Source organism: Lautropia mirabilis (assembly GCF_900637555.1).
In the GTDB taxonomy this organism is placed as follows: Bacteria; Pseudomonadota; Gammaproteobacteria; order Burkholderiales; family Burkholderiaceae_E; genus Lautropia; species Lautropia mirabilis.
Map to the genome: position 1 here is coordinate 254,802 of NZ_LR134378.1, position 19,023 is coordinate 273,824.

General features: G+C 65.5%; 17 protein-coding genes. 4 read left to right on the top strand and 13 right to left on the bottom strand.

Annotated elements, in window-relative coordinates:
* Positions 1-105: 105 nt before the first annotated feature.
* Complete coding sequence (ubiM, locus tag EL249_RS01065; RefSeq protein ID WP_005674913.1) at positions 106-1,323, top strand: 5-demethoxyubiquinol-8 5-hydroxylase UbiM; 1,218 nt, start codon at positions 106-108, stop codon at positions 1,321-1,323.
* Between the two features lie 258 nt (positions 1,324-1,581).
* Here the strand turns inward: ubiM and EL249_RS01070 are convergent, their stop codons facing one another.
* From EL249_RS01070 to EL249_RS01105, 8 genes are all read right to left on the bottom strand, one after another.
* The gene (locus tag EL249_RS01070; protein ID WP_005674911.1) at positions 1,582-1,731 is read right to left on the bottom strand and encodes a FeoB-associated Cys-rich membrane protein; all 150 of its coding nucleotides are present in this window, start codon (positions 1,729-1,731) and stop codon (positions 1,582-1,584) included.
* Positions 1,731-3,662 carry a ferrous iron transporter B gene (feoB, locus tag EL249_RS01075; RefSeq protein WP_005674910.1) on the bottom strand — a complete coding sequence of 644 codons (1,932 nt, stop codon included), beginning with the start codon at positions 3,660-3,662 and terminating at the stop codon, positions 1,731-1,733. The genes EL249_RS01070 and feoB overlap by 1 nt, the downstream gene beginning before the upstream one ends.
* Before the next feature lie 2 nt (positions 3,663-3,664).
* Complete coding sequence (locus tag EL249_RS01080) at positions 3,665-3,982, bottom strand: FeoA family protein (protein ID WP_005674909.1); 318 nt, start codon at positions 3,980-3,982, stop codon at positions 3,665-3,667.
* A gap of 332 nt (positions 3,983-4,314) precedes the next feature.
* Entirely contained in the window at positions 4,315-5,664 is a 1,350-nt protein-coding gene (locus EL249_RS01085) for an alanine/glycine:cation symporter family protein (protein WP_005674908.1), read from the bottom strand.
* A gap of 325 nt (positions 5,665-5,989) precedes the next feature.
* Positions 5,990-6,307 carry a cytochrome o ubiquinol oxidase subunit IV gene (cyoD, locus tag EL249_RS01090; RefSeq protein ID WP_005674906.1) on the bottom strand — a complete coding sequence of 106 codons (318 nt, stop codon included), beginning with the start codon at positions 6,305-6,307 and terminating at the stop codon, positions 5,990-5,992.
* 62 nt (positions 6,308-6,369) lie between these two features.
* Positions 6,370-7,002: a cytochrome (ubi)quinol oxidase subunit III gene (locus tag EL249_RS01095; protein ID WP_005674903.1), complete on the bottom strand. Its 633-nt coding sequence runs from the start codon at positions 7,000-7,002 to the stop codon at positions 6,370-6,372.
* 41 nt (positions 7,003-7,043) lie between these two features.
* Positions 7,044-9,047 carry a cbb3-type cytochrome c oxidase subunit I gene (locus EL249_RS01100; RefSeq protein WP_005674902.1) on the bottom strand — a complete coding sequence of 668 codons (2,004 nt, stop codon included), beginning with the start codon at positions 9,045-9,047 and terminating at the stop codon, positions 7,044-7,046.
* Between the two features lie 100 nt (positions 9,048-9,147).
* Positions 9,148-10,278: a ubiquinol oxidase subunit II gene (locus EL249_RS01105; RefSeq protein ID WP_005674901.1), complete on the bottom strand. Its 1,131-nt coding sequence runs from the start codon at positions 10,276-10,278 to the stop codon at positions 9,148-9,150.
* A 350-nt stretch (positions 10,279-10,628) separates the two neighbouring features.
* On the opposite strand from EL249_RS01105, the gene EL249_RS01110 reads away from it, so the two are divergent.
* The gene (locus tag EL249_RS01110; protein ID WP_005674899.1) at positions 10,629-11,600 is read left to right on the top strand and encodes a magnesium and cobalt transport protein CorA; all 972 of its coding nucleotides are present in this window, start codon (positions 10,629-10,631) and stop codon (positions 11,598-11,600) included.
* A gap of 80 nt (positions 11,601-11,680) precedes the next feature.
* Here the strand turns inward: EL249_RS01110 and EL249_RS01115 are convergent, their stop codons facing one another.
* Positions 11,681-12,475, bottom strand: coding sequence for a MetQ/NlpA family ABC transporter substrate-binding protein (locus EL249_RS01115; protein WP_005674898.1), 795 nt, complete (start codon positions 12,473-12,475; stop codon positions 11,681-11,683).
* 150 nt (positions 12,476-12,625) lie between these two features.
* On the opposite strand from EL249_RS01115, the gene EL249_RS01120 reads away from it, so the two are divergent.
* Complete coding sequence (locus tag EL249_RS01120; protein WP_005674897.1) at positions 12,626-13,564, top strand: LysR family transcriptional regulator; 939 nt, start codon at positions 12,626-12,628, stop codon at positions 13,562-13,564.
* 114 nt (positions 13,565-13,678) lie between these two features.
* Here the strand turns inward: EL249_RS01120 and EL249_RS01125 are convergent, their stop codons facing one another.
* From EL249_RS01125 to EL249_RS01140, 4 genes are all read right to left on the bottom strand, one after another.
* Positions 13,679-14,509, bottom strand: a complete 831-nt coding sequence (locus tag EL249_RS01125; protein ID WP_232002025.1) for a dioxygenase family protein — start codon at positions 14,507-14,509, stop codon at positions 13,679-13,681.
* Positions 14,510-14,568: 59 nt separating this feature from the next.
* The gene (locus tag EL249_RS01130) at positions 14,569-15,885 is read right to left on the bottom strand and encodes an NCS2 family permease (RefSeq protein ID WP_005674894.1); all 1,317 of its coding nucleotides are present in this window, start codon (positions 15,883-15,885) and stop codon (positions 14,569-14,571) included.
* A 329-nt stretch (positions 15,886-16,214) separates the two neighbouring features.
* Positions 16,215-17,432: an aldose 1-epimerase family protein gene (locus EL249_RS01135; RefSeq protein ID WP_005674893.1), complete on the bottom strand. Its 1,218-nt coding sequence runs from the start codon at positions 17,430-17,432 to the stop codon at positions 16,215-16,217.
* A 106-nt stretch (positions 17,433-17,538) separates the two neighbouring features.
* The gene (locus EL249_RS01140) at positions 17,539-18,147 is read right to left on the bottom strand and encodes an IMPACT family protein (RefSeq protein WP_005674892.1); all 609 of its coding nucleotides are present in this window, start codon (positions 18,145-18,147) and stop codon (positions 17,539-17,541) included.
* 157 nt (positions 18,148-18,304) lie between these two features.
* On the opposite strand from EL249_RS01140, the gene EL249_RS01145 reads away from it, so the two are divergent.
* The gene (locus EL249_RS01145; RefSeq protein WP_005674891.1) at positions 18,305-18,895 is read left to right on the top strand and encodes a hypothetical protein; all 591 of its coding nucleotides are present in this window, start codon (positions 18,305-18,307) and stop codon (positions 18,893-18,895) included.
* The last annotated feature ends 128 nt before the right edge of the window (positions 18,896-19,023 follow it).

The window sequence follows — 19,023 nt, forward strand, 5'->3', positions numbered from 1 at the left end:
CCCAGGCATGGCGGACGCATCCCCATGCGCCTGATGATGACCATCAAGACAGGAATCGCGCGGGTCGATTAAACTGGCCTGTCCCGTTTTTTCAGGAGCCTGTCCATGGAATTCGATCTCCTCATCAGCGGTGCCGGTCCGGCCGGTCTTTGTCTGGCACGGGCCCTGGCGGATACGAGCCTCACCATCGGTCTGGTGGAGCAGCAGCCGGAAGAGGCGCTGCGCGAGGCAGCCTTCGATGGCCGCGAGATCGCACTCACGCAGCGCTCGGCCTCCCTCATGCGCGAGCTGGGCTTATGGAAACGCATCCAGGACGTGGACGGCGCGGCCTTCTCGCCGCTGCGCGATGCGCGGGTGTTCAACGGTTCCTCCCCCTTTGCCATGCTCATTGGCCACACGCTGACCAACCGCAGCGAGCTGGGCTGGCTGGTGTCCAACCATCACATCCGCCGCGCGGCCTATGCCGAAGTGAAGGCCGCCGCCGAGGAGCACGGCCGCATCACGCTGATGACGGGCCAGCCCATCACGCGCGTGCTGGCACAGGGCGAAGGCGAGATGACCGAGGTGCTGCTGGCTGATGGCACCACGCACCGCGCGCGCCTGCTGGTGGCAGCCGACAGCCGCTTCTCGCCCACGCGCCGCGCCATGGGCGTGGGGGCCAGCATGCACGACTTCGGCCGCACCATGCTGGTATGCCAGATGACACACGAGGTGCCGCACAACCACGTGGCCTGGGAATGGTTCGACTATGGCCAGACGCTGGCACTGCTGCCCATGAACGACGACCCGGTGACGGGCGAGCACCGCGCCTCCACGGTGCTCACGCTGCCGCACCAGCGCATCGAGCCGCTGCTGACCATGGACGAGGCTGCCTTCGGCGAGGAGATGTCACGTCGCTACCATGGCCGGCTGGGCCGCATGAAGCTCACCAGCACGCGCCACAGCTATCCGCTGGTGGGCGTGATGCCGCACCGGCTGGTGTCGCGTCGCTTCGCCTGCGTGGGCGATGCGGCGGTGGGCATGCACCCCGTCACGGCGCATGGCTTCAACTTCGGCCTGCTCAGCATCGACACGCTGGCCGAAGAGCTGCGCACGGCTCACGCCTCCGGCAAGGACATCGGCAGCCCCGACCTGCTTGCCCGCTACGAGCGGCGGCACATGCTGGCCACGCGGCCGCTGTATGAGGTCACGAAGCTCATTGCCACGCTCTACACCACCGAGGCGGCGCCCGCCAAGCTGCTGCGCAATGCCGCGCTGCACCTGGGTCAGCGCTTCACGCCGTTCCGCAAGCTGGTGGCGGCTTCGCTGACGGGGTCGCTCTGACAGGAATACCGCAGCACCGGCGGCACGCCGCCAGCCGCGGCGCACCAGTGCCCCCTTCAACAAAAAACCCGCCCTTACAAAGGCGGGTTTTTTGTTGTCCATGGCCCGATGCAGAAGCGGCACGTCAGGAGGGGCACGACACCACCATCAAACGGCCGGTATGCTCAGGTAACAGGCACTGCGGACGTACGCCCTGACACACAAACCCGTCCGCATACACGAACGCGTCCGTATGTGCCCGGGCGCTGTCCTGCACGATCAGTGACACCCGCCCCCCGAGCCACCGCTGCACTTGTCACAGGTGCCGCAGTCACCGCCAGCGGCGGATTTCTTTTTGAAGATGAATTTGCGCAGGACGTAGGCAAAGGCCGCGATGACGATGACGGCCACGATGAGATTCTCGATCATCAGAATATCCTCGACGTGATCTGGTAGACGATCATGGCCATGACATAGGCAAGTGCCAGCAGGCCGAAGGTGATCAGGAAGGTGGTTTTTGCCGATTTGGTTTCACGCCGGATCACGGCGAGCGTGGAGGCACACATCGGCGCGTACACGTACCAGGCCAGGAAGGCAAAGGCCGTGGGCAGACCCCAGCTGTCGTGCACGATGGGAATGAGCGCGTTGTGCACGGCGTCTTCCGAACCGGCGCCCACCGCATACACAGTACCCAGCGCGGCCACCACCACCTCACGGGCGGCAATGCCCGGCACCATGGCTATGCACATCTGCCAGGTAAAGCCCAGCGGGGCAAAGATCGGCTGGATCAGGTGGCCCAGCATGCCGGCCAGACTGTAGTCGATGGCCGCACCGGTGGCGCCCTCGGGGGCGGACGGGAAGCTGGTCAGCGCCCACAGCACCACGCTTACCGAGAAGATCACCGTACCGGCCCGCACCAGAAATGCCTTCACACGGTCCCACAGGCTGGTGATGATGTGTTTGAAATTGGGCATGCGGAAGGTGGGCAGCTCCATCAGCAGCGGGAACTGCTGCACGTTGCCCTTGCTGCGTGCCATCCATTTGAGCACCCAGGCGGTGATCGCCGCCGACAGGATGCCGGCCAGATACAGCGCAAACAGCGTGAGCCCCTGCAGGTTGAACACGCCCCACACCGTCTGGTTGGGGATGACGGCCGCGATGATCAGTGCATAGATGGGCAGACGGGCCGAGCAGGTGAGCATCGGCGCAATGGCAATGGTGACCAGCCGCTCGCGCGGATCCTGGATGGTGCGGGCGGACATGACGGCCGGCACGGCGCAGGCAAAGCTGGAGAGCAGCGGGATGAAGGCCCTTCCCGAAAGGCCGGTGCGCGACAGCAGGTTGTCGAGCAGAAAGGCCGCTCGCGGCAGGTAGCCCGAGTCTTCGAGCAGCAGGATGAAGGCAAAGAGAATGGTGATCTGCGGCAGGAACACCAGCACACTGCCGGTACCGGCAATCACGCCGTTGACCAGCAGGTCAGACAGCAGCCCCTGTGGCAGCGTGGCCCCCACCCATTCGCCCAGCGAATCGAAGAGCCCCTGGATGCTGTCCATGACCGGCTGCGCCCAGGTGTAGACGGCCTGAAAGACCAGCAGCAGGATGGTGAGCAGGATCAGCATGCCCCAGAACGGATGCATGACGATGTTGTCGAGCGTACGGTGCCAGGGCGGCAGCTTCAGTTCGGTCTGCACCACCTGCGCAAGGATGTCCTCGACCTGTTCGTACAGGGCATTGCTGTCGAGCGCCTCCAGTTTGCGTTCGGCCTCGACCGGGTCCAGTTTGGCTGCATGACCGCGGGGCAGCGCCAGCGCCGCGGTTTCGACGGCCATGACGCCGCTTTTGCTGATGGCCACGGTTTCGAGCACGGTAGCGCCCAGCAGTTCGCCGAGTTTTTTCGCGTCGATCTTCAGGCCACGGGAGCGGGCCACGTCGCTGAGGTTGAGCGAGATGACCATCGGCAGGCCGAGGGTTTTCAGCTCCAGCATCATGCGCAGCGTCATGCGCAGGTTGGTGGCGTCGGCCACGGCGATGATGCCGTCCGGACAGACCCCGTACTTGCCCAGCAGCACGTCACGAGCCACTGCCTCGTCGGGGCTGGTGGTGCGCAGGCTGTAGGTGCCCGGCAGGTCGATGAGGCGCACCTCACGGTCGCTGATGAAACGGCCTTCGCGCCGGTCCACGGTGACGCCGGCATAGTTGGCCACCTTGGCATGGGCGCCGGTCAGGCCATTGAAGAGGACGGTCTTGCCACAGTTGGGCGCCCCCAGCAGTGCAAAGGTGGCGGCCTTGCCGCGGCTGGGCTGAGCAGCCGTGTCCAGATGGACGGGCTGCGCCAGGCTGGCGGAGGATACTTCGGCCATGATCAGCGGACCTCCCCGGCATGGGTTGAAGAAGAAAGAGTGTGGCCATGCCCATGCGGCACGACCCGGCAGAGGATCTTGGCGGCCTCGGGTTCGCGCAGGGCAAACTGCGACTGGTTGCCCAGGCGCACGGCAAAGGGGCCGCGCCCCAGCAGCCCGGTGGCAACGACCATCAGCGGGACGCCATCGGAAAATCCGAGGTCAGCCAGGCGGCGGCCCACCATGGGGTCCAGATCGCCAAAAACCGGGTTGGGCGCGATGCGCTCGATATGCGCATGCGCCCCTTTGTGAAGCTTGGATAGAGGGAGCGTGGTCGTCATGATCTGGATCCGTTGAGCCGTTCTTGTTAACTGGCGCAGAAGGCTTCTCGTTTCCTCTTCTGGGAAAACACACTAATGCAAACAGGATCGAAAGCCGTTCAGTTCGAAATCGGCCTCACTTTACCCCACGAAAGCCGACCTTTCAAGCAAGACTGATAATGCCTATCAGATATTATCATGGAGATAATCACGCACCGTTTTGCATTGACATGGATCAAAAAACGGGAAGCCGTCGATTTTTCATGGCTTATTAACATGTAAATCACGGACCAGGGCACAAAAAAGCCCCGCCAGGCGGGGCTTGAGGGGCAGCGACGGCAGACGCTGCCGAGTCAGTGCAGCTCGCCGCTGCGGCGCTTCTGGATGAAGTCCCGGGTCTCGGACACGATGACATTGGACAGCAGCAGCAGCGCGATGAGGTTGGGCACCGCCATCAGGCCGTTGAACACGTCAGCCGCCGCCCAGACCAGGCCCAGATTGACACCGGCCCCCAGCAGCACCGTCACGACGTAGATGACGCGGTAGATGGGCACCACTTTCTCGCCCCCCAGGTACGCGGCGCACTTCTCGCCGTAGTAGCACCAGCCCAGGATGGTGGAATAGGCGAAGAAGACCAGACCGAAGGTGACGAGCCAGCCACCGGGCCCCGGGAGCAGGTCATTGAAGGTGTGGGAGGTGAGCGCCGCCCCCGTGTCGCCACTGGTGGCATAGAGGCCCCCGATGACCAGCACGATGCCGGTGATGCTGCAGACGACCAGGGTGTCGAGGAAGGTGCCCGTCATGGAGACCAGCGCCTGCCGGCAGGGGTGATCGGTCTTGGCCGCGGCAGCCGCAATGGGTGCCGAACCCATGCCGGACTCGTTGGAGAAGACGCCGCGCGCCACACCGTAGCGAATGGCGGTACCGATGGCGCCCCCCACCACGGCGTCCAGCCCGAAGGCCGAACGGCAGATGAGTTCGACAGCCGGAATGACCCTGTCGTAATGGAGGAAGATGATGGCGAGCCCGCCCAGCACGTAGACGATGGCCATGAACGGCACGATGAACGAGGTGGCCTTGGAGATGCTCTGGATGCCGCCCAGAACCACGACGGCAGTCAGGACCGTCAGCGCCGCACCGGTGATCCAGGGATCGACGTGGAAGCTGGCCTGGATGGCCTGGGCCACCGAGTTGGCCTGCACCGAGCTGCCGATGCCGAAGGAAGCCAGCACGCCGAACAGGGCAAACAGCACGGCCAGCCACTTGATGCCCAGGCCGCGCTCGATGTAGTACATGGGGCCGCCGCTCATCTCCCCCTTGTCGTTGGTGATGCGGTACTTGACGGCCAGCACGGCCTCGCCGTACTTGGTGGCCATGCCGAAGAAGGCGGTGATCCACATCCAGAAGACGGCGCCAGGGCCACCGGAGACGATGGCCGTGGCCACGCCGGCGATGTTGCCGGTACCGATGGTGGCCGAGAGCGCCGTCATCAGCGCCCCGAAGTGGCTGATGTCGCCCTCGTGGTCCTTCTCGTGGTCCTTGGGAGGCGAGAAGGCCTGCTTCAGCGCCATGGGCAGCATGTGGACCTGCAGGAAGAGCAGGCGAAACGACAGGTAGATGGCGGTGCCGCCCAGCAGGATGAGCAGGGGTGCCCCCCAGACGTAGCCGCCCAGCCATTCAAGGAAATTCTGCAGTGCCTCCACGGGTTGCGCTCCTGTGTGATGTGTTCTGTGAGGGTGCCTCCTGCCCTGCTCGGGAAACGCCCTGCCCTGAGGAATGATGCAAATTCGCACCAGGGCAAGAGTTTAGACAATTTTGCCGGGCGCTTGCTGCAGTACGGTGACTGCCCGGATTGGTGATTGCCCTAGGGATCCTCTGAATAAGTCCCGCGAACCGGCGCGCCACGGAACGGGATGCAGGACAAGGCGACATTTGCTGTCAATAGCGCCGCTATTGACAGCAAATGGCAACGCAGTCATGCGCCCGTTACGGGGATGTGACGGCCGCGGGGAGTTGTTCAGAGGATCCCTAGGAACCCGGCACGACGTTGCCGTCAAGTGGGGGCATGCCCCACAGCGTTCCCACCAGCAGGATGGCAACCAGGAGCACGGTGACAATGAGCGCCGGGAGGGTCCAGCTTCCCTCGGCCCGGCAGTTCAGCTGCAGGAAGTAGACCATGTGCACGATGATCTGCACGACGCCCAGGCCCATGATGATCAGGGCGGCGGTGCCCGTGTCCTCGAAAGCGCCGGTCATCACCAGCCCGAAGGGGATGAGGGTGAGAATGACGGCCAGGAGGAAGCCGATGTTGCAGTCCGTCCCGCTGACGTGCGGAGGCTGCCCCATGGCGTCAGGACCAGATTGATGCCGACCTGCCGCAACTGGCGGGCCGGAATGCCGGGGGGCGCTCATGACAGGGATCCGATGAGGTAGACGAGGGAGAACACGGCAACCCAGACCACGTCCAGGAAGTGCCAGAACAGGGTCAGACACCGGATGCGGCGCCGGTTGGCAGGGATGAGGCCGTGCTGACCGACCTGCACCAGCAGGGTGATCAACCAGACCAGGCCGAAAGCGACGTGCAGCCCATGGATGCCCACCAGCGCGAAGAACGCGGACAGGAAGGCGCTGCGCTGGGGCGTGGCCCCCATCCCGATCATGTGGTTGAACGCGTGGATCTCGATGCCCAGGAAGGTCAGACCGAACAGGCCGGTCAGGGCCAGCCAGCCGAGCGTGGCGTGCTTCTCGCTGTCCTGCATGGCCACGACGCCATGACCGCCGGAGAAGGACGCGCACAGCAGCAGGGCGGTGCTCAGCGCCACAAGCTTCAGGTCGAAGATGTCCGCCCCGGAGAAGCCGGTTGCGTAGCTCCGCCCCAGGACGGCGTAGGCGGCAAAGAGGCAGGCGAAGAGGAGCAAATCACCGATCAGGAAGAGCCAGAAGCCAAGCATCGTCCCGTTCTCGGGGGGATGCGCTTCCGTCAGGTGGAACTGGCGGGTACCGGTTTCGGCCGGTCCCTGGCGGGACAGGGTTGCGCTCATGTCAGAGGGGGCGAATGCGGATCATGGACGGGAACGGATGCTCAGACGTGACGAGCCAGAAGCCGGGTCCGGCCCGCCTCGGTGCGCTCGACCTGGGCTGCCGTGATGGGAAAGCCTCGCCCATGGCTGAATGCATGGGCAATGATGGCCCCCAGCAGCACGATGAAGCTTGCACCGGCCAACAGCCATATCTGCCAGATCATGCAGAAGCCGAAGACCGCGCCGAGTGCGGCGATGGTGAAGCCGGCCGCCGTGTTCTTCGGCATGGGGATGGGAATGAACCCGCGTGTGGGCCGCACATAGCCGTTGCGCTTCATGTCCCACCAGGCGTCGATCTCGTGCACCACCGGGGTGAACGCGAAGTTGTAGTCCGGCGGCGGCGATGCGGTGGACCATTCCAGCGTGCGGGCATCCCAGGGGTCGCCCGTCTCGTCGCGCAGCGCAGGGCGCCGGATGAAGCTGTGTACCAGCTGGGCGATGAGGGACAGGATGCCCACCAGGATAAGGCCGGCACCGCTGGCAGCGATGAGGAACCCGACCTGCAGCGACGGATCGTCGACGTGGCTCATGCGGGGGGGAACGCCCATGAGGCCAAGCATGTAGAGCGGCGTGATGGCGAGCCCGATGCCGAGGAACTCGCACCAGAACGAGAGCCTGCCCCAGAACGGGATGAGCTGATAGCCGAAGGCCTTCGGGAACCAGTAGGCGATGCCGGCCATCAGGGCATGGACCACGCACCCCAGAATGACGTGGTGAAAGAAGGCCGTGACGAAGAGGCTGTCGTGCAGTACGGAATCGGCCGGCAGCACGGCCAGCTGTACCCCCGCCACGGCCCCGATGGCAACCATGATCAGAAAGCCGAGCACCCACATCATGGGCACCTCGAAGCGGATGGCCCCCCGGTACAGGGTGAAGACCCAGTTGAGGACCATGGCCCCGACGGGGATGGCGAAGATCAGCGTCGAGAGGCCAAGGAAGGTATCGGTGCGGGTTCCGGCACCCAGGGGCAGAAGGTGGAGCAGCCCCACCAGGACAGCCAGGAGGGTGACGCTGCAGGTGGCCCCCACCATGGCGGTGTAGCCGAAGAGGCGCTTGCCGCTGAAGGTGGTCGTGATCTCGGAGAAGATGCCGAACGCGGGCAGCATCAGCACGCAGACCTCGGGAAGGACCCAGGCCCGGATGAGGTTCACGTAGATCATGGCGTTTCCGCCCAGATCGTTCGTGAAGAAGTGGGTGCCGGCGAAACGATCCAGCGCCAGCAGGAACAGCGCGGCCATGAACACCGGGAAGATGGCGATGATCAGCACGTTGGCGCACAGGGCGCTCCAGGTGAAGAGCGGCATCTTCATGAGGCCCATGCCGGGGCAGCGCATCTTCACGAGAGTGACGATGAGGTTGATGGCCGACAGCGTGGCCCCGCCTCCGGCGATCAGCAGTGCCCATAAGTAATAGTCCATCCCCACGTCCGGGCTGAACTCGATACCCGAGAGCGGCGGATACGCGAGCCATCCAACCTGGGAGAACCCGCCGACAAACAGCGAGAGCACCACCAGCACGGCGCCGAAGGCGCTCATCCAGAAGCCCAGGTTGCCCAGAAACGGAAAGGCTGTGCCCCGGGCGCCGATCTGCAGCGGCACGAGGTAGTTCATGAAGCCCGTGATGAGCGGCATGGCCACGAAGAAGACCATGATCACGCCGTGGGCCGTAAGGATCTGGTCGTAATGATGCGGTGACAGGTAGCCCGGGCCGCCGCCGGCGGACCGGGCATGCTGCAGGAGCAGCATCAGCGCCCCGGCAAAGCCGGGCAGCAGCATGACCAGGCCCAGCACGATGTACATGAGGCCGACGCGCTTGTGATCGACGCTGGTGACCCAGTGGCGCCAGAAGCGTCCCCACATCCCGAAATAGCTCATGCTGCCCACCCACACCAGACCGCCCAGGGCGACGGCGACGAAGAGGGCGAGCAGAACAGGCTCGTGGAAGGGAATGGCCTCCCAAGACAGGCGGCCCAGCAAGAGTTTGACGGTGTCGGCTTGCTCGAACATCTCGATCTTTACCAGGTGGCCCGGGCGCCCGGCGACGCCTGGGAGGTCCAGAAAGCACGGTGACCGCCGAAACCGCCGGCGGCCAGGCAGAGTACCGCAGTTACGGGGCGGCAGGGGAAGCAGGGACTGCGGGTACAGCCGGCATGGCGGGCTTCGGCAGAGGCAGCGGACTGTGGGCCTGCATGTCGGTGGCGTGCATCATGGGCGTGCACAGTGCCTCGGACACGTAGGAGCGAAAGACCGTGATCTCGCCCCGGTGGGCGGGCTGGTTGATGGCCTCGCGGACCACACCATCGACGCCCAGGCGACCCAGACCGCCCTGCGCGTCGATGGCCAGGATCATGTCGGAACACATCCGGTCTTCCTCGACGCAGCGCAGACGGATGCGCTGGTACAGGTCGGGTGCGACGCTGGCGTATTCACGCACGTTCTCGTTGACGCTGGGCCGGGCCAGCTTGAGGTAGTCGGCGCGGGTGAGCGGACCGGTACCGCTGCGACGCACGTTCTCGACCCAGGCGGTGTAGGCCTGGTCGTCCAGCCCCAGAAGCCGGAACTGCATGCCCGCAAAGCCGGCGCCGGAATAGTGGCCCGAGCGGCCGACGTAGACACCGGGCCTGTTGATGACGGCATCAAGCTGACTCTCCGCACCCGGCAGGACGCGGACCCTGCTGGCCAGCACGGGAACGTGGAAGGTGTTCATCACCGACGAGGCCGTCAGCCTGAAGTGGATGGGGCGGCCAACCGGCACGGCCATCTCGTTGACCGTGGCAATGCCTTCCCCGGGATAGATGAAGAGCCACTTCCAGTCGAGTGCCACCACCTGCACCTCCAGCGGCTCGACGCCGGCGTGAGCGGCATGGTGCGCGTGGGTCTTCACGAGCGGGCGGACAGGATCGGGCGTGGGCATGCTGCGGACAGCGACGGTGGCCAGCGCAACGACGATGATCAGCGGAACGGCCCACAGGGCGATCTGCGGCCAGGGGGCACGGCGGGCGTCGGGTGCACCAGTGGCCGAGACGTTGCCTGCCCGATAGCGCCAGGCAAAGAACAGCACCAAGCCGATGACGGGCACGATGACCAGCAGCATCAGCCCCGTGACGGGCAGCAAGAGGTCCTTGCCGGGCTGGGCCACGCGGCCGGACGCATCAGGCGCGAGCAAGTTGCAGCCGGCGGCCAGGCCTGCAATGGCCAGCAGGGGCAGCAACGTGGGCAGGCGGTGAGCAGTTTTCATGCCGGGAATGGTTTCTGAAGCGCCAGCAGAAGGCCAGAGCCCTTCATCGACGCGACTCTGGCCCCTCCCCCGCAGGGGCGGCGAACGGATGAAACGACACCGCATGCGACAGCACGGGCTTCCTGCCCGGCGACAACGCCGGCAACGTCACGAACATGCAGCCCGGCAGCAAGAGGCGACTACGTAAAATGCCGGCGAAAAGACCGCCGCCGATGACGGCGGCGCGGGAATGTATCAGGCCTTCCCCATGCTCCGGCGTGAACCGGATACCATGGCGCAATGATAGCGATTCCGCCGACATCGCTCAAACAGACGCCGCCCCTCTCCGGGATACCGAGGACACGCCCGCCATGATGATCAACTGTGCCGTCTACGCCGACGGCAAGCGCCAGGCCGACATCGCCATCGACGAACTGCCCCACGTGCTGGCCAACAGCGAGGGATTCGCCTGGATTGCGCTGAAGGACCCGGTACCGACCGAGATCCTGATGCTGCAGGAGATCCTGGACCTGCCCGAGCTGGCGGTGGAGGACACGCTGCACGGCGGCCAGCGCTCCAAGGTCGAGGAATACGACCGGATGCTGTTCGTCACGATGAAGGTGGCCGAGCAGTACGACGGCGAGATCCATTACGGCGATCTTTACATCTTCGTCAATTCGCGCTTCGTGCTCTCCATCCGCAACAACGTCCGGCGCGGTTTCTCGGATGTGCGGGCCCGGGCCGAACGCGAGGTGGAGCTGCTGCAGCAGGGGCCGATCTTCGTGCTGTATGCGCTGACTGACGCCGTGGTGGACCGCTTCATCCCCATCGTGGACGACCTGGAAGAACAGCTGGAATCGGTCGAGACCGAGATCTTCCGCGAGCAGCCCACGCGCGAGATGATGCTGCGGCTGCATTCGATGAAGCAGGACGTGACGGAGCTTCGGCACGCGGTGCCGGCCGTGCGCGACGAGCTGTTCCTGCGGCTGTGCACCAGCCGCGACACCCCGGCGAACGGCGGGGGGCTTCAGGACTACTTCCGCGACGTGCACGACCACCTGCAGCGCATCACGCTGTCGCTGGACGGGGTGCGCGACGGCATCCTGATGGCCATGCAGGTGAACATGTCGCTGATCGGCCTGGAGCAGAGCGAGGTGAGCAAGAAGCTGGCGGCCTGGGCAGCCATCTTCGCGATGATGACCACGCTGGCCGGCATCTGGGGCATGAACTTCGAGTTCATGCCCGAGCTGAAGTGGAAGATGGGCTATCCGGTGGCGCTGCTGCTGATGGCGGCCATCGGGCTGATCCTGTATCGCCGCTTCCGCAAGGTCGGCTGGCTGTAGGTGCCAGCCGTCCTGTGCACTGGCCTGGGCCAGCGCCGCCCCGCGGCCCTGACGGGCCGACGGGGCAAGATCCTGGCGGATCAGAACGCCGGGATGATGGCGCCCTTGTACTTCTCTTCGATGAACTTCTTGGTCTCGGGCGAGCGCAGCGCTTTCATCAGCTTGGCGATGGCCGGCGACTCGGCGTTGTCCGGACGTGCCGTGACGATGTTGGCGTAGGGGGAATCGGCCCCTTCCAGCAGCAGGGCGTCACGGGTGGGCTGCAGGCCAGCGGCCAGCGCGTAGTTGGTGTTGATCAGCGCCAGGTCGGCGTCATCCAGTGCGCGCGGCAGGAAGGCAGCGTCCAGTTCGCGGAACTTCAGCTTGTGGGGGTTCTCGGCCAGGTCACGCGAGGTGGACAGGATGTTGGTCGGATCCTTCAGCTTGATGATGCCGGCCTTCTGCAGCAGCAGCAGCGCACGGCCGCCGTTGGACGGATCGTTGGGCAGCACGACGGTGGCGCTGTCCTGCAGATCGTTCAGGCTCTTGATCTTGCGCGAGTACAGACCGAAGGGCTCGACGTGCACGGCGGCTTCGGGCACGGGCACGATGTTGGTCTTGTGTTCCTTGTTGAAGGAATCCAGGTACGGGCGATGCAGGAAGAAGTTGGCGTCAACCGCCTTGTCGACCGTGGCCTGGATGGGCTGCACGTAGTCGTTGAAGACGCGAACCCGAAGCTCCACGCCTTCGGCCTTCAGCTTGGGTTTGACGAATTCCAGCAGCTCGGCGTGCGGAACCGGGGTGGCGGCCACACTGAGGGTCTCGGCCTGGACGCCGGCAACGGCCAGGGAAAGCACGGCAACTGCGGTCAAGCGGCGGGCAAGTTTCTTGATCATCGGGTTCCAGTAGGTAGATTGGAGATATGGACGGGCCCCATACTGGCATCGTTGTGCGGTTTTGTGCAAGTCTCTTCCATCCTGATGACGGTTTGTTACGTCACATTTCGCATATGATCATGCATCACGTGTACAAATGATTCAGGGCGGATGGACAAGATTCAGGCGATGTCCACTTTCGTGGCCGTGGTGGAAGCCGGCAGCTTCGTGAAGGCGATGTCGGTGCTGGGCATCTCGAAGGCGGCGGTCTCGCGGCATGTGGCCGAGCTGGAGCAGCACCTGGAAACGCGTCTGCTGCAGCGCACCACGCGGCGCCTTTCACTCACGGCCGAGGGCCAGCGCTACTTCGAGCGCTGCAAGGAAGTGCTGGCGGCGGTGCAGGAGGCCGAGTCCGAGATCCGCTCGCGCAGCGGCGAGGCCTATGGCCGGCTGCGGATCTGCGTGCCGTACTCGTTCGGCATCCTGCATCTGGCGCCGCTGTGGTCCACCTTCCTGTCCGAGAACCCGCAGGTGCAGCTGGACATCGTGCTGTCGGACCGGATGGTGGATCTGGTGGAGGAAGGCTACGACATGGCGGTGCGGATCGGCGTCCTGACCGATTCCGCGCTCATCAGCCGGCGGCTGGCCACCACCCGGCTCATCCTGTGCGCCACCCCTACCTATCTGGAACGGCACGGCACCCCGAAGGTGCTGAAGGATCTGGCCCACCATCAGGCCATTGTCTACAGCTATTCGGCCCGTGCCGGGGAATGGAGCTTCGAGGGGCCCGACGGGCGCGAGACCGTTCAGAGCGAAACCCGATTGTTCGCCAACAACGGCGACACCTGCCTGCGTGTGGCGCTGGATCATCAGGGCATCGCACTGCAGCCGGAATTCATGATCCACGAGCACCTGCGGCGGGGCGAGCTGGTGCAGCTCCTGCCGCAATACAACACGGGCGAGCGCAACATCTATGCGCTCTACCCCACCCGCAAGCTGCTGCCCATCAAGGTGCGCCGGCTGGTGGACTTCCTGGCCCGCGCGCTGGAGCGGCCGGTGTGGCAGCAGTCCGGTGGCGACGAGCCGACACGGCCAGCGACCGCCCCCTGACCCTCAGCCCTCCGACATCCCGCGCCTGCCTGCCCTCCCGTTCCGCACGATGGCTCGACGGCCGGGCTGTCGGGCTGCCGGGCTGTCAGCCCTGCACAACAGGATGTGCCTGATTCATGACTGGGCCCCGGCCCCGGTTGGCAGCTTGCCCAGCACGTAGGCGTCCATCGACAGGAAGTCGTCGTCCACCCCGCCGTCCAGGATCTCCAGCCCTTCTTCCAGGCGGCCGGCGCCCAGCGCAAAGGGCAGACCCACAAAGTGCTCCTCGGTGGGATGGGCCCGGGCTGCATCGGGTGCCCGGCGGCGATAGTCCAGGATGGCCTCGACATCGCCCGCCTGCAGCTGCTGGCGGATCCAGCCTCTGAACGTGTCGACATAACCGGCATCCCCCACCCCGGCGTGTCCCCTCATGCTGCCGAAGACATCGCGCAGGTTGTGGGTGAGGCTGCCGGAGCCCACCAGCAGTACCCCTTCGGCCGCCAGCGGCGCCAGGGTCTGGCCCAGCGCGAAAGCGCCGGCCGGGTTGGCCCAGGACGGCATGGAGATCTGCACCACGGGCACCTTGGCCTCGGGCAGCAGGTGCATGAGGGGCACCCAGGCGCCGTGGTCCAGCCCCTGTTCCGTGTTCAGGCGCACGGGCACCCCGGCACTCGCCAGGATCTCGGCGGCCAGGCGCGCCACTTCCGGTGCGCCAGGCGCCGGATAACGCAGGCGGTAAAGCTCGTCGGGGAACCCGCCGAAGTCATGAATGGTCTCGGGTTGCGGGCCAGCCGTGATCTCGACCTCGAAATCCGTCGACCAGTGGGGCGATAGCACGAGCACGGCCAGCAGCGGCGGCAGACGGCGTCCCAGCTCGGTCAGCAGCGGACCTGCCTTGCTGGGGCGCACGGCAAACATCGGGGATCCGTGCGAAACGAACAGGCCGGGCAGTGGCGTTTTGGGCACGGGGGGCACTTCCGACGTCCGGTGTGCCTCTGCGGTATGGGAAGAAGCGTCCATGGTTGTCAGTGGCCGGTCAGCCAGGCAAAGCGCACGAGGAACAGCAGCGCGATGATCCAGGTCAGCGGGTGAACGTCGCGCCAGCGGCCCGTGAGGGTCTTGAGCGCCACATAGGAGATGAAGCCGAAGGCCAGACCGTTGGCCACCGAGTAGGTGAACGGCATGGCGAGCGTGGTGATGACGGCCGGCACCGTTTCGGTGCTGTCACGCCAGTCCAGATCGGCCAGGTCGCGCACCATCAGGCAGGCCACGAACATCAGCGCGGGGGCTGTGGCATAGGGCGGCACCACGGCAGCCAGCGGCGAGAAGAAGAGCGCGAGCAGGAATAGTGCGGCCACGGTGAGCGCGGTCAGGCCCGTGCGGCCGCCGGCCTGCACGCCGGCAGCGCTTTCCACGTAGGCGGTGGCACTGGAGGTACCCAGCACCGAGCCGGCCACGATGGCCGTACTGTCGGCCATCAGCGCACGGCGCAGGCGACGGTCCTGGTCCGGCGTGGGGGTACCCACATACAGGCCGGCGCGACGGGCCACGCCCATCAGCGTGCCGGTGGCGTCGAACAGCTCGACCAGGAACAGCACCAGCACCACGTTGACGAGACCACCGGCCAGCGCGCCCTTGATGTCGAGCGCCAGGAACGTGGGCGCGATGGAGCTGGGAATGGACACGACACCCTCGAAGTGGTTGCCGCCCACCAGGAAGGACAGCGCGCTGACCACGAGAATGCCGATGAGCACCGAGCCCGTCACTTTCAGGTAATCAAGCGCCACGATGAGGAAGAAGCCCAACCAGGCCAGCAGCACGGGAATGGAGTGCATGTCGCCCAGCGTGACCAGGGTCTTGGGCGAAGCCACCACGATGCCGGCGTTGCTCAGGCCGATGATGGCCAAAAAGAGCCCGATGCCCGCCGAGGTGCCAGCCCGCAAGGTCTGCGGAATGCCGGTGATGAGCAGCGAGCGCAGCCCCAGCGCGGAGATGAGCAGGAACAGGCAGCCCGACAGGAACACGGCGCCCAGCGCCGCCTGCCAGCTGTAGCCCATGGAGCCCACCACGGTGTAGGCGAAGTAGGCGTTGAGGCCCATGCCCGGGGCGACCGCGATGGGATAGTTGGCGTAGAGCGCCATGACGATCGTGCCCAGCGCCGACACCACACAGGTGGCCACGAACACCGCATCCTTGGGCATGCCAGTGCTGCTCAGGATGGTCGGGTTGACGAACAGGATGTAGGCCATCGTCAGGAAGGTGGTGACGCCGGCCAGGATCTCGGTCTTGACCGAGGTGCCGTGTTCGTTCAGCTTGAAGGTTCTGTCTAGAAGAGTGGGCATGGGGGCTCCATCGCGGACGATGGCCTGAACGGCGCATGCCGGCTGGCCCGAACGCTGCGGATCGATGACCCGACAGCGGTCCCTGGCGCTTGCCGGCAGGCAGAAGGTAAAGGACGGGAAGGAGGAAGGCGCAGGCCACGCAGCGCAGCCCGCAGCAGCCGGAAAGATAGCCGAAAAAACCACGTTCGTGGCGGCAGTCCCCGGACGCACGCAGGCCGGCACAAAGCCGGCCTGGTCTGGCGCGCTCGCGCTGCGCGCACGCCGCGCCCTACCGGCAGCCGCCCCGAAGCGGAAAGCCAGCAGGGGCGGCAGCAACGGTCAGCTGTCGATCACTCCGGCTTCGGCACGGCCAGCGGCGTTTCGCGCACCGTGGTCTTGCGACCGTCCTGGATGGTCTCGACGCGCTTGAGCGCTGCGTCCACCTTGGCCTTGCTGTCGAGCAGCGTGTAGGTGATCTGGAACTCGCGGCTTTCCTTCGGCCCGATGGTGGGCACCAGCTTCAGGTCACGCTGGTACTTGCGGTTGTACGAGAAACTGGTTCCCGGTTCCAGCCCCGTCACATAGCCCTGCTTCTCGGTATCGGTGTTCTTCCAGAGCGAGAACGCGGGCAGCTGGTTGACGTTGAAGGCCAGGCTCACGCCCAGCTGGCCGGCGGCGTTGTGCAGCACGGCCAGCGTGTTGCCGTCGGCATCGCCATACGGGAAGACGTTGTAGACGGTCTCGTCATAGCCGCTGGTGGGGCCGCGATAGGTCTGCCAGGTGGCCAGATCCTGCTTGGCATAGTCGTTGAAGGGCGAGACCTCGCGCACCGGCGCGGCAAACTTCGCATCCTTTTCCAGCAGCGGCGCACCGAAGTTGCTGTGATAGAGCGCCTGGTATTCCTTCGGATAGTCGCCCTGGTTGGTGAGCTTGTCATGCACGGTGAAGGCGGTGGCGCCCGGCACGGTGTTCAGCTCGGTCTCGATCACGTAATCGACCTTCTTGAAGGCCTGCTCGCGCAGCAGACCCTTCAGGCGGATGGTGTAGGGCGGCTTCTCGTCGACGCTCAGCACCACCTTCGAGGCCGGGATGTTGGCGGCCAGGCCATGCAGCGTCAGCAGCGTGCCGTCGGTGTCCTTGCCCGGGTGACCCACCCATTCATAACCGCAGCGGGTGACCAGCTCGTTGAAGCCCTCCAGCCAGCCCAGGCCATTGCGGCCCGTCAGCTCGATGAAGGACGGGTTGACCACTTCCTTCACCGGAGAATGCCAGCCCAGCCGCACGTCACCGGCCACGGCCTGCAGCACGTTCATGCCGCGGGTGGGCACGACGGTGATCTTCATGGCGCCGGTGTCGATCTCGACCAGCATGACACCTTCCTGCCGTCCGCCATGCAGCGTCTTCGTGGTGACGGTGAAGGGCGTGGCGCTCTTCACCCCCAGCGACTTGCTGGTGATGGTCTGATTGGCAGGCGCCTTGCCGGCATCCAGCAGGACATGATCCCGGGCAAGAGCAGGGCTTGCGGCCAGCATGGCGCCCGCACCCAGAGCGATGGCAGAGATCTTCATAGAGCATGACTCCTCGATCGACACAGGAACCGGCCCGAACACGCCAAGCCGGACAGAAACTGTTACTTTAGTTTAATTTCCGTCCTGGTGCCGCGGAAAGCCGACCCTACGCCTCGTCTGCCTTCTCCGGCTCGAACCACTGCACGCGGCCATGGCCGGCATCGTCCAGCCAGGTGCGGAACGCCTCGACCTGCGGTTCGGGCAGCTGCAGCTGCACGCTGACATCGGCCGCGTGCGCCACGTCCAGCAGCACGCCCTCGCGGGCGGCAAGTTCGCGCCGCAGGGCCCCTTCCAGTTCATAGCCCACCCGGCAGCCCAGCACCACCTGACGAATGATGGGCACCCGCTCGGCCTGCTGAAGCGCCGTGGCCACCGTGTCGGTGTAGGCCCGCACCAACCCTCCAGCTCCCAGCTTGATGCCGCCAAAGTAGCGCACCACGGTGGCCAGCACGCCTTCCAGCTGCTGGTGACGCAGCACGTCCAGCATGGGGCGGCCGGCGGTGCCGCTGGGCTCGCCGTCATCGACCGCCGCCGACTGCCCGCCCGCCAGCAGGGCCCAGCAGACATGGACGGCCCCGGGATGCAGCGCCTTCAGGCGTGCCACTTCCGCATAGGCCTCGGCCCGCCCGCTCACCGGCATCACCCGCCCCAGGAAACGGCTTTTCTTGATCAGCAGTTCCGATTCCACCGGCCCGGCCAGCGTTGCCCACTCCATCGTCCCTTCCCCCGGAACCCTGTCCGACAAGTTTACGCATTCATACAAATAGCAACCAACACGCCCCATTCGCAAAAGAACATCCATGCTTTGCCGTCATTGATCGGTCAGGACACGCTACGATTGCCGGATCCGTCATCCTACACTGGACATACCCATGCGCCTTCTGACCCCGCTTGCTCTTGCCCTGTCGATGGCCGGCCTGCTGGCCGGCTGTGCCAGCACCGGCATCGACTCCGACGACCCCCACGCACCGATGCACGAGGGCCGCAGTCCCGCCCAGATGTCCGGCGCAACGAGCAGCACGGAGATGGACGCCGCCCCCGGCAAGTCGGAAACCGTGCGTGGTGACGGCAAGCCTGACTGGGCTGCCGTCTACGAGACGCCTCCCGGCACCCGCTACCGCGAGCAGCAGCTGATCTATGTGGATCGCCGCAGCCTGCGCGAGCACAAGCTGGACAAGCTCACCTACTTCACGGCCACCACCCGCGAGGTGCGGCCTGCCTTCAGCGGCGCCCGCATCCAGGAGCTGGCCGTGCTGTGCGAAGGCGCCCCCATCGCCCCCGCCACCTCGCTGCGTGGCGAGGGCAGCGAGAACAGTGACGGCAGCTACCGCATCAAGCGCGCCAAGGACCCCATCAGCTCGCTGTCGCAGTTCTCCACCCAGCGCATTCCCATCGACGCCCGGGTGCCCAGCACCTTCGTGGTGAGGGCCATCTGCATGCTGGGCACCGACCCGCACCGCTGACCCCTTTCCCGAGCTGGGCCTGCACGGCAGAGGACACGCCCTGCCGTGCATCGGCGCATGTCGTGCACGTGATCCGGAAGCACCCGACACGCTCTATACTTCCGGCGGCGTCCGGTACGCTCCGTGCC

Coding starts and splice junctions, on each gene's coding strand:
- ubiM (WP_005674913.1), top strand. CDS start 106: ATGGAATTCGATCTCCTCATCAGCGGTGCCGGTCCGGCCGGTCTTTGT.
- EL249_RS01070 (WP_005674911.1), bottom strand. CDS start 1,731: ATGATCGAGAATCTCATCGTGGCCGTCATCGTCATCGCGGCCTTTGCC.
- feoB (WP_005674910.1), bottom strand. CDS start 3,662: ATGGCCGAAGTATCCTCCGCCAGCCTGGCGCAGCCCGTCCATCTGGAC.
- EL249_RS01080 (WP_005674909.1), bottom strand. CDS start 3,982: ATGACGACCACGCTCCCTCTATCCAAGCTTCACAAAGGGGCGCATGCG.
- cyoD (WP_005674906.1), bottom strand. CDS start 6,307: ATGGGGCAGCCTCCGCACGTCAGCGGGACGGACTGCAACATCGGCTTC.
- EL249_RS01095 (WP_005674903.1), bottom strand. CDS start 7,002: ATGAGCGCAACCCTGTCCCGCCAGGGACCGGCCGAAACCGGTACCCGC.
- EL249_RS01100 (WP_005674902.1), bottom strand. CDS start 9,047: ATGTTCGAGCAAGCCGACACCGTCAAACTCTTGCTGGGCCGCCTGTCT.
- EL249_RS01105 (WP_005674901.1), bottom strand. CDS start 10,278: ATGAAAACTGCTCACCGCCTGCCCACGTTGCTGCCCCTGCTGGCCATT.
- EL249_RS01110 (WP_005674899.1), top strand. CDS start 10,629: ATGATGATCAACTGTGCCGTCTACGCCGACGGCAAGCGCCAGGCCGAC.
- EL249_RS01115 (WP_005674898.1), bottom strand. CDS start 12,475: ATGATCAAGAAACTTGCCCGCCGCTTGACCGCAGTTGCCGTGCTTTCC.
- EL249_RS01120 (WP_005674897.1), top strand. CDS start 12,626: ATGGACAAGATTCAGGCGATGTCCACTTTCGTGGCCGTGGTGGAAGCC.
- EL249_RS01130 (WP_005674894.1), bottom strand. CDS start 15,885: ATGCCCACTCTTCTAGACAGAACCTTCAAGCTGAACGAACACGGCACC.
- EL249_RS01135 (WP_005674893.1), bottom strand. CDS start 17,432: ATGAAGATCTCTGCCATCGCTCTGGGTGCGGGCGCCATGCTGGCCGCA.
- EL249_RS01140 (WP_005674892.1), bottom strand. CDS start 18,147: ATGGAGTGGGCAACGCTGGCCGGGCCGGTGGAATCGGAACTGCTGATC.
- EL249_RS01145 (WP_005674891.1), top strand. CDS start 18,305: ATGCGCCTTCTGACCCCGCTTGCTCTTGCCCTGTCGATGGCCGGCCTG.